18 protein-coding genes are annotated in these 12,141 nt (G+C 67.9%); 10 read left to right on the top strand and 8 right to left on the bottom strand.

The window, feature by feature from the left end:
* Nucleotides 1-2: 2 nt before the first annotated feature.
* Entirely contained in the window at nucleotides 3-1,010 is a 1,008-nt protein-coding gene (locus tag IB278_RS25050; protein ID WP_192326231.1) for a TRAP transporter substrate-binding protein, read from the bottom strand.
* A gap of 118 nt (nucleotides 1,011-1,128) precedes the next feature.
* On the opposite strand from IB278_RS25050, the gene IB278_RS25045 reads away from it, so the two are divergent.
* Nucleotides 1,129-1,911: an IclR family transcriptional regulator gene (locus IB278_RS25045; protein WP_145746317.1), complete on the top strand. Its 783-nt coding sequence runs from the start codon at nucleotides 1,129-1,131 to the stop codon at nucleotides 1,909-1,911.
* Nucleotides 1,912-1,938: 27 nt separating this feature from the next.
* Here the strand turns inward: IB278_RS25045 and IB278_RS25040 are convergent, their stop codons facing one another.
* Together IB278_RS25040 and IB278_RS25035 are read right to left on the bottom strand one after the other, a co-directional pair.
* Nucleotides 1,939-2,643 (bottom strand): B3/4 domain-containing protein, encoded by a 705-nt coding sequence (locus IB278_RS25040; protein ID WP_192326229.1) that lies wholly within the window; start codon nucleotides 2,641-2,643, stop codon nucleotides 1,939-1,941.
* A gap of 39 nt (nucleotides 2,644-2,682) precedes the next feature.
* Entirely contained in the window at nucleotides 2,683-3,543 is an 861-nt protein-coding gene (locus IB278_RS25035) for an AraC family transcriptional regulator (protein WP_192326228.1), read from the bottom strand.
* 189 nt (nucleotides 3,544-3,732) lie between these two features.
* Here IB278_RS25035 and IB278_RS25030 point away from each other — a divergent pair, with 189 nt between their 5' ends.
* Together IB278_RS25030 and IB278_RS25025 are read left to right on the top strand one after the other, a co-directional pair.
* Complete coding sequence (locus IB278_RS25030) at nucleotides 3,733-3,933, top strand: hypothetical protein (RefSeq protein ID WP_145746320.1); 201 nt, start codon at nucleotides 3,733-3,735, stop codon at nucleotides 3,931-3,933.
* A 142-nt stretch (nucleotides 3,934-4,075) separates the two neighbouring features.
* Nucleotides 4,076-4,522, top strand: a complete 447-nt coding sequence (locus tag IB278_RS25025) for an SRPBCC family protein (RefSeq protein ID WP_192326226.1) — start codon at nucleotides 4,076-4,078, stop codon at nucleotides 4,520-4,522.
* A 14-nt stretch (nucleotides 4,523-4,536) separates the two neighbouring features.
* On the opposite strand, the gene IB278_RS25020 is transcribed toward IB278_RS25025, so the two are convergent.
* On the bottom strand, nucleotides 4,537-5,286 hold the full coding sequence (locus IB278_RS25020; RefSeq protein ID WP_192326224.1) for a TerC family protein: 750 nt from the start codon (nucleotides 5,284-5,286) through the stop codon (nucleotides 4,537-4,539).
* 189 nt (nucleotides 5,287-5,475) lie between these two features.
* Between IB278_RS25020 and IB278_RS25015 the strand changes: the two genes are divergently transcribed.
* The 5 genes from IB278_RS25015 to IB278_RS24995 all read left to right on the top strand — a co-directional run bounded on the left by IB278_RS25015 (nucleotide 5,476) and on the right by IB278_RS24995 (nucleotide 8,279).
* Nucleotides 5,476-5,844 carry a hypothetical protein gene (locus IB278_RS25015; RefSeq protein WP_145746323.1) on the top strand — a complete coding sequence of 123 codons (369 nt, stop codon included), beginning with the start codon at nucleotides 5,476-5,478 and terminating at the stop codon, nucleotides 5,842-5,844.
* 60 nt (nucleotides 5,845-5,904) lie between these two features.
* Nucleotides 5,905-6,318, top strand: a complete 414-nt coding sequence (locus IB278_RS25010) for a GNAT family N-acetyltransferase (RefSeq protein ID WP_192326222.1) — start codon at nucleotides 5,905-5,907, stop codon at nucleotides 6,316-6,318.
* Between the two features lie 29 nt (nucleotides 6,319-6,347).
* Nucleotides 6,348-6,860 carry an AAA family ATPase gene (locus tag IB278_RS25005; RefSeq protein WP_192326319.1) on the top strand — a complete coding sequence of 171 codons (513 nt, stop codon included), beginning with the start codon at nucleotides 6,348-6,350 and terminating at the stop codon, nucleotides 6,858-6,860.
* Between the two features lie 86 nt (nucleotides 6,861-6,946).
* Nucleotides 6,947-7,813, top strand: a complete 867-nt coding sequence (locus IB278_RS25000) for an alpha/beta fold hydrolase (RefSeq protein WP_192326220.1) — start codon at nucleotides 6,947-6,949, stop codon at nucleotides 7,811-7,813.
* 34 nt (nucleotides 7,814-7,847) lie between these two features.
* Nucleotides 7,848-8,279 (top strand): VOC family protein, encoded by a 432-nt coding sequence (locus IB278_RS24995; protein ID WP_192326218.1) that lies wholly within the window; start codon nucleotides 7,848-7,850, stop codon nucleotides 8,277-8,279.
* A 23-nt stretch (nucleotides 8,280-8,302) separates the two neighbouring features.
* Here IB278_RS24995 and IB278_RS24990 read toward each other — a convergent pair whose 3' ends face one another.
* Nucleotides 8,303-8,980 carry a glutathione S-transferase family protein gene (locus IB278_RS24990; RefSeq protein WP_192326216.1) on the bottom strand — a complete coding sequence of 226 codons (678 nt, stop codon included), beginning with the start codon at nucleotides 8,978-8,980 and terminating at the stop codon, nucleotides 8,303-8,305.
* 57 nt (nucleotides 8,981-9,037) lie between these two features.
* Nucleotides 9,038-9,517: a VOC family protein gene (locus IB278_RS24985; protein WP_192326214.1), complete on the bottom strand. Its 480-nt coding sequence runs from the start codon at nucleotides 9,515-9,517 to the stop codon at nucleotides 9,038-9,040.
* 97 nt (nucleotides 9,518-9,614) lie between these two features.
* Here IB278_RS24985 and IB278_RS24980 point away from each other — a divergent pair, with 97 nt between their 5' ends.
* Both IB278_RS24980 and IB278_RS24975 read left to right on the top strand, forming a co-directional pair.
* A complete protein-coding gene (locus IB278_RS24980; RefSeq protein WP_192326212.1) occupies nucleotides 9,615-10,109 on the top strand; it encodes a helix-turn-helix transcriptional regulator in 495 nt (164 codons plus the stop codon).
* The gene (locus IB278_RS24975; protein WP_192326210.1) at nucleotides 10,106-10,513 is read left to right on the top strand and encodes a VOC family protein; all 408 of its coding nucleotides are present in this window, start codon (nucleotides 10,106-10,108) and stop codon (nucleotides 10,511-10,513) included. The genes IB278_RS24980 and IB278_RS24975 overlap by 4 nt, the downstream gene beginning before the upstream one ends.
* Nucleotides 10,514-10,531: 18 nt before the next feature.
* Here IB278_RS24975 and IB278_RS24970 read toward each other — a convergent pair whose 3' ends face one another.
* Together IB278_RS24970 and IB278_RS24965 are read right to left on the bottom strand one after the other, a co-directional pair.
* Nucleotides 10,532-11,224 (bottom strand): substrate-binding domain-containing protein, encoded by a 693-nt coding sequence (locus IB278_RS24970; protein ID WP_192326208.1) that lies wholly within the window; start codon nucleotides 11,222-11,224, stop codon nucleotides 10,532-10,534.
* The gene (locus IB278_RS24965) at nucleotides 11,221-12,126 is read right to left on the bottom strand and encodes a DUF1932 domain-containing protein (protein ID WP_192326206.1); all 906 of its coding nucleotides are present in this window, start codon (nucleotides 12,124-12,126) and stop codon (nucleotides 11,221-11,223) included. Before IB278_RS24965 ends, IB278_RS24970 begins: the two co-directional genes overlap by 4 nt.
* Nucleotides 12,127-12,141 lie beyond the last annotated feature (15 nt).

Below are 12,141 nucleotides of genomic sequence, written 5' to 3'. Positions count from 1 at the left end.
TCCTATTTGCGGATGCGCACGAGTTCGTCGTTGTAGAGCTTGACGATGGCGGGGTCGTAGCTGGCGGAGAAGCGCTCGATGACGGGCCTGGCGATCTGCCGCATGCGGGCCTGCTCGGCCGGCGCAAGCTCGTTGAACTGCGCGCCCTTGGCCTGGAGCTCGCCCACGGCGCGCTGCGCGGCGGCGCGGCTCACCTGTCGCTGGTAGCCCCGGGCTTCGTCTGCAGCCTCGCGCATCATCTTCTGCTCCGCGGGATTGAGCGAATCCCAGAACTTCTTGCTGACCAGCACGATGTTGGCCGCATACACGTGGTTGGTGGCACTCACGAACTTCTGCACCTCGAAGAACTTGTTCGAAAGAATCACCGAATACGGGTTCTCCTGGCCGTCGACCGCCTTCGATTCGAGCGCACCGTAGAGCTCCGCGAAGGGCATCGGCACCGGGTTGGCCTTGAAGGACTTGAAGGTCTCAAGGAATACCGGGTTGGGAATCACGCGGATCTTCAGGCCCTCCAGGTCTTCGGGCCGGGTGATCGGGCGCTTGCTGTTGGTGACGTTGCGAAAGCCCAGGTCCCAATAGCCCAGCGCGATCAGGCCCTTCTCCGGCAGCTTCGCAACGAGCGCCTGCCCGAGAGGACCGTCGAGCAGCGCATCGGCCTGCGCGAAGTTGCCGACCGCGAACGGAAAGTCGAGCAGGCCGAACTCCTTCACGATGCCCGCGAGCGAAGTGGTGGCCGGCGCCGACATCTGCTGCACGCCGCCTTGCAGCGCCGACTGCTGCTGCATCTCGTTGCCCAGCTGCGAGGCCGGGTACTCCTGCACCTTCATCCGGCCGCCGCTCCGGGCCGCCAGCAGTTCGGCAAAACGCTTCACGCCAAAGCTCACCGGATGGTCGGCGTTGTTGAGGTGGCCGAAGCGGATGACGCGTTCCTGCGCCTCCTGCGCGAGCGCCGGAACGGCCAACGCGAGGGCCAGGCCGGCGGCCGCCAACGAGCGATGAAGCTTTCTCAAGATGGTTCTCCAGCAAGTGATGCGGCGCGATCTTAGGATCGAAGTGGAAATCTTTTCCACTAGTGAAAACACTTGGCAAAAGAGCTAGCATCGCACCTGCCCCACCTTTCCGAACGACATGAGCGCCATCCTCGAACGCAGCTTCAAGGTCCTTGAACACCTGGCCGGCCATCCCGAAGGCCGCGCGCTTTCCGCGCTCTCCGCCGAGCTGGAAATGCCGCTGAGCGCCACCCACCGCCTGCTGGGCGAACTGATCCGCTGCGGCTACGTGCGGCAGGATCAGAGCCACGGCGACTACATGCTCACGATCAAGCTGGTGTCGCTGGGCCTGAGCTTCCTGAGCAACAGCGGCATCGTCGACGTGGCGCAGCCGCTGCTCGACCGGCTCGCGGCCGAATCGGGCGAGCTGGTGCGGCTGGCGGTGGTCGACGGCGACGAGCTGACCTTCGTCGCCAAGGCGCAGGGCGCGATGCGCGGCCTGCGCTACGACCCCGACATGGGCCTCTCGGTCAATCTCTCCTGCAGTTCCGCGGGCCACGCGTGGCTGTCGACCATGACGGACGAACAGGCGCTGCAGCTGGTCGCCAGGCAAGGCTTCGGCAAGCCCGAGGACTACGGCCCGAAGGCGCCGACCACCGTCAAGGCGCTGCTGGCGTACCTGCGCGCGGCCCGCAAGCGCGGCTTCGCAATGATCAACGAGGTGTTCGCGCCCGCCATGACGGCCATGGCCGCCCCCGTGCGCAGCGGCAACGGCGCGGTGATCGGCGTCATCACCATCGCCGGGCCGCTGGTGCGGCTGACCGAAGAACGCATGCTGGCGCTGGGCCCGGCGCTGCTGGCCACGGCCGAGGACGTGGCGCACGCGAGCGGCGCGTCTGCCCTCTTCAAGCGGCGCGCCTGACCGGGCGCCTCGGGAAACGGCCGCTCTTCAGAACGCCAGCCGGGGCGCCTCTTTCCGCAACAGCGCGCTCGCGGCCGGCGGCTCCCAGATCTCGGCCAATGCGCGGGACAGCGCATCCAGCAGCTGCCGCACATCGTTGGCGGCATCCGCGTGCAAGGCCTCGGCCACGATGAGGACGCGGGAGGTTTCATCGCGCACGGCGGAACGCGCGCTCTGGCGATGGGTCCAGCGCCGGGCGTGCGCGCAGCCCGCGGCATCCGCAAAGACGACTTCGCCGCGATCGGGCGTTTCGGTTTCGCCCGAGAACGCGAGGTAGCTTTCGGTGCCGTCGGCGCATCGCACCTGCAGCCCCTCGGCCACCTTCGACAGGTCGAACACCGCGATCGGAATCGCGAAGGCCAGCGACAGTGCATTGCAAAGATCGACGAGCGGATGGATCGGCGGCAGCGCGCCTTCTTTCCGGAACCGGCGCAGCAGCGATTCGGAGGCGCACCGGTATTGCGTGGGCTTGAGGCCCATGCGTGCGAAGCTGCGGCGCCAGGCCTGGATCTCCGGAAGATCGGCTTCCGAACCGACGGCTTCGAGCCGTGCGCGCGCCACGCCGTGGTAGTGCGCCACCTGCGCCTGCACCGAGCCGTTCCGGTGGATGCCCTGGGCCAGCAGGACGCCGGGCACCAGTTCGGGATGGCGCTGCCAGATTTCCGGCGAATGAGAGAAGAAGAAAGAGTCCATGGCGCAGTGTGTCGCCGGCGCGGCGGCCTGTCTTGAACGCTATTGCAGCCGTGCGGGCGGCGTCCAGGCGCGCTGCCATGCGCCGGGCGTGAAGCCGAAGTGCAGTGCGAACGCGCGCGTCATGTGGCTCTGGTCCGCAAAGCCGGCCGCCATGGCCGCGTCCGCCAGTGCCGCGCCGCGCCGGATGAGGCCGCGCGCCACTTCCGCGCGCTGCTGGAGCAGCCACGCGAACGGCGTGACGCCATGGACCTCCCTGAAGCGCCGCAGCAGCTGGTATTTGCTCAGCCCCGAAGAGGCCGCGAGCTGGCCCAGGCTGGGCGGCTGCGCAAGGCAATCCGCGAGCATTTCGCGCGCCCGCGAGACGCCGGCCGACGGCGCATGCACGGGCAGCCGTTGGGCGCCGTGGCGCGATGCGAGCATGGTGCAGGTCTGCACGAGCAGTTCCTCGCAGCGCAATGCATCCGCCTGCGCCTGCTTCGGCGCGGCGGCGCGCGCCTCCAGCAGCCGCAGGAGATCGCCGAGCGTGCGCCGCAGCCGGTCGTCGCTGATGACGGGGCGGATCAGCGCCATGTCGCCATCATTCGCCGTGCCCGTTGCGGACGCATCCACGGCCCATCGGAGCGCAGCGGGTTCGAGATACAGCATGCGCCAGCGCCGAAACGGCCCGCCAAGCGGCCGCCCGTCATGCACTTCGCCCGGATTCGTTGCGATGAGGTGGCCGACATGGGCCTCGACCTCGCCGCATCCGCTGGCCGAGCGCTGGGCACCCTCGTCGATGATGCCGATGCCGAAGGTGGCGTGCCAGTGCCTGCCGTAGCGGCGTTGGCTCGAGATGCGGGTGCCATGCACGCCCTCCCAGGGGGAGCCGAAGACGCGGCAGTCGTGGTGCGGGTTCTTCATCGAGCGGAGTATGCATGGGCACGCGGACCCGCAGGATTCGCCGCGAAATGCGCAAATTCGCACAGGTTCCGCCACCGCCCTCCCGTACGACCTGCCGCATTTGCCGGTTCGCACTTGTAGGATCGCCGCCATCCAGCAGAGCACGCCATGCGGCCCGCACTCCACCCTTCCCCGTCCGCCTCGATTCGAATGAAGCAAATCTGCGTCAACTGGCGTTCGAGCGTCGTCCACGACGAGGACGACGAGCACTGCGACGACGGCCTGTGGGTGCCCGAAACCCCGGCGGCACGCAGGGAGGCCCAGGTGATCTGCGAAGTTCAGAATGCGATCTACGGGCACGGCTCGCACTGGATCGAAGAGCGCGAGGCTCTTTTTCTGCGCTCCGCCTGACCAGAGCGCGCAGGCCAGACTGCGAACTTTCAGCCTCAAAAAAAGTTTCATCGCACGGCGCTACAGTTCGCTGTCGATTTTCCGCAGCCTCGTTCGTCGTGTCAGTGGAGGGTCATCCTCCGCATTTCAGGAGAACACAGCCATGGCTACCAATACCGTCCGCCTGCACCGCGTACTGCGCGCCCCGCCCGAGCGGCTCTACCGCGCCTTTGTCGAGCCCAGCGCCTTCGAGCGCTGGCTGCCGCCTTTCGGATTCACCGGCAAGGTCCACAGCATGGACCCGGTGGTCGGGGGCGCCTGGCGCATGTCCTTCACCGCCTTTGGCAGCGGCCACAGCCACTCGTTCGGCGGCAAGTACCTGGAACTCGTTCCCGGCCAGCGCATTGCCTACGATGCGAGCTTCGACGATCCCAACCTGCCGGGCACCATGAAGACCACCGTGACGCTCGCGGCCGTGTCCTGCGGCACCGACATGTCCGTCGTGCAGGAAGGCATCCCTGGCCTGATTCCCGCGGAGATGTGCTACCTGGGCTGGCAGGAGTCGCTGGTCGCGCTGGCCCAGCTGGTCGAGCCGAACATTCCGGGCTGAGGCGCCGAGCGGCGTCAGTCGCCCGGAATATGGGGCGGGTTCAGCTCCACGGGCTTGGCCGCCTTCCTGCGCAGCCGGATGTTGAGCATCTCGACGGCCAGCGAGAAGGCCATCGCGAAGTACACGTAGCCCTTGGGCACGTGATGCCCGAAGCCCTCTGCCACCAGTACCACGCCCACCACCACCAGGAAGGCCAGCGCCAGCATCTTGATGGTGGGATGGTTCGAGACGAAGCGGCCGATCGGGCCGGCAAACAGCATCATGAGGAACACCGACACGATCACCGCGGCGATCATGACCCGCACGTCGTCCACCATGCCGACCGCCGTGATGATCGAATCCAGCGAGAACACCAGGTCGATGACCATGATCTGCAGGATGACACCGGCGAAGGTGGCCTTGACGGCGCTGGACTTCTGCTCGTGGCCGCCCTCCAGCGACTGATGGACCTCGCTGGTGCTCTTCCAGATCAGGAACAGCCCGCCCAGGATCAGGATCAGGTCGCGCCCCGAGATGTCCTTACCGAGCACCGAGAAAAGCGGAGCGACCAGGCCCACGATCCACGCGAGCACCAGCAGCAGGCCGATGCGCATGAACATGGCCATGAACAGGCCGGTCCGGCGCGCGAATTCGCGCCTTTCGGGCGGCAGCTTGTCGACCAGGATCGAGATGAAGATGATGTTGTCGATGCCCAGCACGAGCTCGAGCGCGGTCAGGGTCGCAAAGGCGATCCAGACCTGGGGATCCGTCAGCAGTTCAAGCATGGAAGATCTTTCGGCACGGCAATGCCGGCAAAAAAGAAGGATTGGCGGCAGGGGCAGAGTCTGCCATGCGGCTTCCTGGGGTTTTCGCGTGACATCTTGAAATGTTCTTCACCGAAGCGATGTGTGCGATCTTGCGCGGCCGAACGTTGGAAGAGGCATCGGGAGCAATCCCATATCTCTGGAGACGAGATGACCTTTCCTCGAACCGTTCTCAAGCTGGCTCTCTCGGGCACCATTGCCGCAGGCGCTCTTTTCGGCGTGGCTGCTGCAAGCGCGGGCACCAGCTGGTCCATCGGCGTGTCGGTGCCCGGCGTGGTGGTGAGCGAACCGGCACCGGTGTACTACGAGCCCGCGCCCGTGTACTCGCGGCCGGCCCCCGTCTACTACGAGCCGGCGCCGCCGGTGCGCTACCAGCCGCCCGCCTACGTTGCACCGGCACCCGTCTACTACGAGCCGGGACCGAGCTGGGAAGAACGGCGCGCAGCGCGCCGTGAATGGCGCCGCCGCGAATGGGAGCGCCGCGAGCACTACCGCCACTATCGCGAAGACCGGGACTGATCGCAGCCGCGCGAGCGGCTACAGTCGCCCTCGATGCCATTCAATTCCCGAGGAGCGGATATGCAGATTCGCGCTGCTGCGGCTTCCGATGCCGATGCGGTCCATCGCCTTCTTTCCGCCAGCGGATGGGCGCACCGGATCGCCGATGCCGCACACCTCGGCCGGCTGATCTCGGCATCGCAGCAGGCGGTGGTTGCGTTGTCGGCGGACGGCGAGATCGTCGGCTTTGCGCGCGCCATCGGCGATGGCATCTCCAACGGCTACCTGTCGATGGTGGTGGTCGCCGAGCCGTTGCGCCGGCAGGGCATCGGGCAAGCGCTGGTCCGGCACATCCTGGGTTCGGAGAAGGGCATCACATGGGTGCTGCGGGCCGGCCGGCCGGGTGCCGCCGAGTTCTTTGCCAGGCTGGGCTTCAGCCCCTCGTCGGCCGCGATGGAACGGCCGCGGGAGCAACAACTGCGGACGGCGCCTTGAGCCGAGGAATCACGCGCATGGCGAAACCGATGCTGATTGTTCTCGGCGGATTGCCCGGCACCGGCAAGACCACCATTGCGCGCGCACTCGCTGCCGGCTTCCCCTGCGCCTATCTGCGCATCGACACCATCGAGCAAGCGCTCATCCGATCGAGGGCGCTCGGTGAACCGGGCCCCGCCGGCTACGCTGTTGCCTGCGAGCTTGCCCGGTCCAATCTCGCGCTTGGCATGTCGGTGATCGCTGATTGCGTCAATCCGCTCCCGGTCACCCGCGAAGCATGGCGTGCGGTGGCAGCCGACACATCCTCGGGCTTGCTCGAGCTCGAGATCGTGTGTTCCGACCCCGCAGCGTACCGCAGGCGCGTGGAGGGCCGGAAGGCCGACATTCCGGGCCACGTTCCGCCGACCTGGGAGGCGGTCGCGCGCCATGAATACGCGGCCTGGACCACAAGTCGCCTCGTCATCGATTCGGCATTCGTCAGCGCGAGCGAGGCGGCCACCCTGATCCTGGAACGGTTGCGCAGCAAGGCCGCAGGCGAGTAAGTAAACGGCCTACATCCGGCTGCGGACGAGGCTGATCAGCACGGGCTTCGCGAGGGATACGGTGCTTCTCGAAGGAGCACGCACCCATGGCCCGCGAATCCACGCTTTCGATCGATGGCTTGACCCTTTCCTACCGCTGTGCCGGCGACCCGCGCTCGCCGTGGCTCGTGCTGCTGCACGGCTGGCCGCAATCGAAGTCGATCTACGACCCGGTGCTGGACGAACTGGGAAGTGATGCCCACGCCATTGCCTTCGACCTGCCCGGCATCGGCGGATCGCTTGGCATGCCGCCGGCCGCATCGCCGTGCGAACTGCATGTGCTCGCCGGCCTCCTGCTCCGCGCGGCCGAATCGCTGGGTGCGCATTCGATCGTGTTCGCGGGCGTGGACATCGGCGGCATGCTCGCCCTTGCGGCGGCCCGCGAGCATGGCGCACGCATTGCCGGCGCGGTGGTCATGAACACCGTCATCCCGGGCGTTGCGCCGTGGTCGAGGCTCATCGCCGAGCCGCGCATCTGGCACTTCGCGTTCCATGCGATACCGCAGCTGCCCGAACTGCTGGTGAGCGGACGCGAACGCGCCTATTTCGACTACTTCTACGACCTGCTCGCGGGCGACAAGCATGCGCTGACGAACGAGATCCGGAACGACTGGACGCGCGCCTACCAGCGGCCCGAAGCGTTGAAGGCCGGCTTCGACTGGTACCGGGCACTCGAGAGCGCCGCGCAACGCAATGCGAGCCCCGTTCGCATCGACACGCCCATCCTGTACCTGCGCGGCGACGCCGGCGGCCGCGACATCGACGACTATGCCGACGGCCTGCGCAAGGCCGGCGCCGCGAATCTTCGATCGCAGCTCATCAGCGGCAGCGGCGAGTTCCTTCCCATCGAGGCGCCCGCCGCAACCTGCGAGGCACTGCGCGCATTTCGCGCGGAACTCGGGCATGCAGCCTGATCCGGGCCACATCGCCTTTTCTTCGGAGACCTCCATGCAACCAAGAATCACCGTCATCACCCTCGGCGTCGAGGACCTGGAGAGAGCTGTCGCCTTCTATCGCGACGGACTCGGTCTGCCGACCAACGGCATCGTGGGCAGGGAGTTCGAGCATGGCGCCGTCGCCTTCTTCGAGCTGCAGGACGGGCTCAAGCTGGCCGTGTGGCCGCGCTCGAGCATCGCGGTCGATGCCGGCCTTCCGCTGCGCGCGGGCGGGTCCCTCGAATTCACGCTCGGGCACAACGTCATGTCGAAGGCCGAAGTGGACGCCGTAATGCAGCAAGCCGCGAGGGCCGGTGCCAAGGTGGTGAAAACCGCAGCGGACACCTTCTACGGCGGGTACGCCGGTTACTTCATGGACCCGGACGGGCACCTGTGGGAGGCGATCTACAACCCGCAACTGCTGCCAGGGGCTGAAGCTGCATAGGCGCTTCGGGCCGGGGCCGCGCGTCAAGGCCTGTCGGGCCTGATGTCGGGCGCAGGGGTCGAAGAGACACCCTGCGCCTCGGCCGCTCGCGATTGCGCAGCCATGGCCGCCTTGAAGCCCGGTCGCGCCTGCAGACGCTCCCAGTAGGCCGCCACCGCCGGTGTGAAGCGCTCGGCCAGGCCCAGATGCTCGGCCAGCAGCAATGCGTAGCCGACCGACACGTCCGCCGCAGTGAAGCGGCCTGCACAAAGATAGTCGCGCTCGGCGAGCAACGGCTCCAGCGTTCGCAGGCGCGCGAGGAACCACTTGGCATAGTCGTCGGCCACCTGCGGCTGCTTCCGCTGCGCCGGCTCGAAGTGCGCATACCGCAACACGAGCGTCTGCGGAAAGGTCAAGGTCGCCTCGCCGAAATGGAGGTAGTTGAGGTACGGGCCGAAGTCAGCCTCGTCGCAACCTACATCCAGCTGGCCCGCCGAGAACCGCGCAGCCAGGTACTGGCAGATCGCGGCCGACTCGGTCATTCGCATGGCGCCGTCGGACAGCATCGGCACGGTGCCGAGCGGGTTCACCTCGAGATACGGCCGCGACAGCACGCGCGGCGGAAAGGGCAGCATCCTGAGGTCGTAGGAAAGCCCGATCTCTTCAAGCATCCAGAGAGGGCGGAACGAGCGTGCGCTGAGGCAGTGGTGCAGGGTGATCATGGTTCGGCGGCTTGTGGCCCGCCATGAAGCCGAGGCCGGGGTTGGGGTCCGAACGCGTCAACCGCGCCGGGCCGCTTCGATCGCGGCGATGTCGATCTTTGTCATTTCCATCATGGCTTCGAACGCGCGCTTGGCTGCCGCCGGGTCGGGATCGGTGATCGCGGCCGTCAGGGCGCGCGGCGTGATCTGCCACGACAGTCCCCACTTGTCCTTGCACCAGCCGCATGCGCTTGCCTGCCCGCCGTTGCCGATGACCGCGTTCCACAAGCGGTCCGTTTCGGCCTGGTCGTCGGTTGCGACCTGGAACGAGAAGGCCTCGCTGTGCTTGAACGCCGGTCCCCCGTTCAGGCCCAGGCAAGGGATGCCCATCACCGTGAACTCGACCGTCAGCACATCGCCCTCCTTGCCCGAGGGATAGTCGCCGGGTGCGCGATGCACGGCGCCCACCGCGCTGTCGGGGAAGGTCTCGGCGTAGAACTTGGCGGCATCGAGGGCGGTGCCGTCGTACCAGAGGCAAATCGTGTTCTTGCTGATCATCTTGGGTCTCCTGAATTGGACAGATACGAACGCCAGTTGCGATCCCCGGCAGGATAGCGCCTCCAGCCGCTGCACGGCGCGTCCCCGATAATTTGCGATGGCCATCAACTCGATCAACCAGGATCCCGCGCTGCTGCGGCGGCTGCTGCGCGCCAAGGACCGGATGGACGCCGCATCGCACGAGGAGTGGCCGGTCGAACGGCTGGCGCAGGTGAGCGGCGTGTCGGAGGCCCACTTCGCGCGTTCGTTCAAGCAGGCCTTCGGTACGCCGCCGCACCGGTACCTGCTCACGCGCCGCATCGAGCGCGCGATGGCGCTGCTGCGCGAGACCGACCGGCCCATCACCGACATCGCCTTCGAGACGGGCTGGGCGAGCCTGGGCACCTTCGGGCGCACCTTCCGCGACATCACGGGCAGCAGCCCGAGCGCGATCCGCGCGCGCGGCAAGGCCACGCCGCACGAGCTCGGCCAGGTGCCCGTCTGCATCGTCAATGCCGCCCGCCGGCCCCATCTGACGACCGCAGTTTCGGAGAAGCGGCGCCTCGCGGCAGACGGTACAAACGAGCCCGAACAACCACAGGAGATCCCATGAATCAGGGCATTGAAGTCGCCGGTCTGTACGTGCACGATCAGGACGAGGCGCTGGCGTTCTATGTTGAGAAGCGCGGCTTCCGCGTCCACACCGACGTGGGAAACGGCGACTACCGCTGGCTCACGGTGCAGCACCCCGAGCAGCCGTCGTTCCAGCTCGGCCTGTTCAGGCCCGGGCCGCCGGTGCTCGACGCGGCCACGGCGCAGGCGGTGCGCGCCATCGTGGCCAAGGGCGCGATGCCGCCGCTGGTGCTGCGGGTGGACGACTGCCGCGCCGCCTATGAGCGGATGCGCGGCCTGGGCGTGGAGTTCACGCAGGAGCCGGTGGAGCGCTACGGCACCGTGGACGCGGGCTTTCGCGATCCGTCGGGGAATGGCTGGAAGATGATCCAGGCGCGCGGCTGAGCCGGCGCCGAGCTGGCCTCAGGCCGGCGCCATGCCGTGGCGGCGCTTGGCCTCGGCGCTGTCGGCCGAGCACATGAATTCGAGCAGCGCGCCCACCGCGGCCGGCTGCGCGCAGCCGACCACCGGCGCCGCGGAAAAGACCGTGGTGATCTGAACCTCCGGCGGCAAGGGACCGAGCAGGTCGATGCCTTCGACACCGATCAGCTCGCTCAGTTGCTGGAACCCCAGTGCGGCCTCGCCGCGTGCAAGCAGCGCGCCGACCGGCACGCCGGGCGGCGCCTGCGCCAGGCGGGCGCGGATCTCGCCGGCCATGCCCCAGCGCTCGAACAGTGCCATCAAGGCGACGCCGCTTGGCCCGGTCGAATACGCAACGCCGGAGGCGGCCCGCACCGCGCTGCGCAGTGCGTCTTCGGTGGAGATATCGGGACGCGCCGCGCCCGCAGGCACTGCCACGGCCACGCCCGAACGGACCAGGTCGACCTTGCCGGCGGCGTCGAGCCTGCCCTGCGCGACGAGCGCGTCGATCGCCTCCGAGGCCAGCACCACCATGTCGAAGGGCTCGCCCGCGGCCACGCGCCGCGCAGCCTCGACCCCGCCGATCGCCAGGAATGAGACCGGCACGCCGCTGCGCCGCGAATGGGCGGCCGCAAGCTCCTCCAGCAAGCCCTGGGTCGCCATCGAGCAGAGGCCACGGATCGCGGGCGCCGTCATTTCTCGCCGCCCTGCCCTGTGCCGATCAGGCGGTCGGCGTAGTCCTGCCACGGGCTGCTGGCGTCCAATCCGTCGAAGCGTCCGGTGCGCGCCTGCTGCGCGACCCAGTCCTGCTTGGCTGCAATGGCGGCCGCCATCAAGGGCTCGAAGCCGGTTTCGCGAACGGTCTGCGCCGCTTCGCGCATTTCTTCGGCACGCCGCTTGCCATGCTGCACGACGCGGCTGAAGAAGTAGGCGCCCTGCCGCTCCCAGTCGATTTGCGGAAAGGTTTCCGCGAGCGTGGGCAGCACATGCGCCTCGACGCCGTAGCGCCGTGCCGTGGTGTAGCTTTCGATGACCAGCGCCTCCAGGCCCTTGATCATGATGCTGCGGCTCATCTTGATGGCCGAGGCTACGCCGAGCCGCTCGCTCACGGCGCGTGCGTCCATGCCCCATGCGCACAGCATGGCAGCCAGCGCCTCGGCCTGGGCGCCGCCCAGCAGCATCGGCACGCGGATGCCGTAGGGCGGCACCGAGGTCATCACGCCGGCTTCCACATAGCCGACGCCGGCGGCCTCGAGCACGGCGCCGGCCCGCTGCTTGGTGCCGGGCGAGGCCGAATTGAGATCGAGAAAGCGGCTGCCCGCGCGCGCATGGCGCGCGGCTTCCTCGGCCACCGCGAAGGTGCTGGACGCGGTGACGGCCGAGATCAGCAGATCGGCCGCGGCGCACAGCGCCTGCATGCCCGAGGCGACGCGCAGGCCGTCGGCTTCGGCGGCGGCCCGTGCCGCAGCGCCGCTGCCGGGGTCGGCGAATTTCAGGTCCCAGACCCAGACCGCCTTGACGCCCTCCTTGTGCAGCAGGCCGCGGCCGAAGATGCCGCCCACTTCGCCGCAGCCGACGATGCCCAGTGTGATGTCCATGTGCGTGTCTCCTTG

The organism is Variovorax sp. VRV01, assembly GCF_014852545.1.
Classification (GTDB): Bacteria; Pseudomonadota; Gammaproteobacteria; order Burkholderiales; family Burkholderiaceae_C; genus Variovorax; species Variovorax beijingensis_A.
This window is presented reverse-complemented; position numbering and strand designations above follow the sequence as displayed.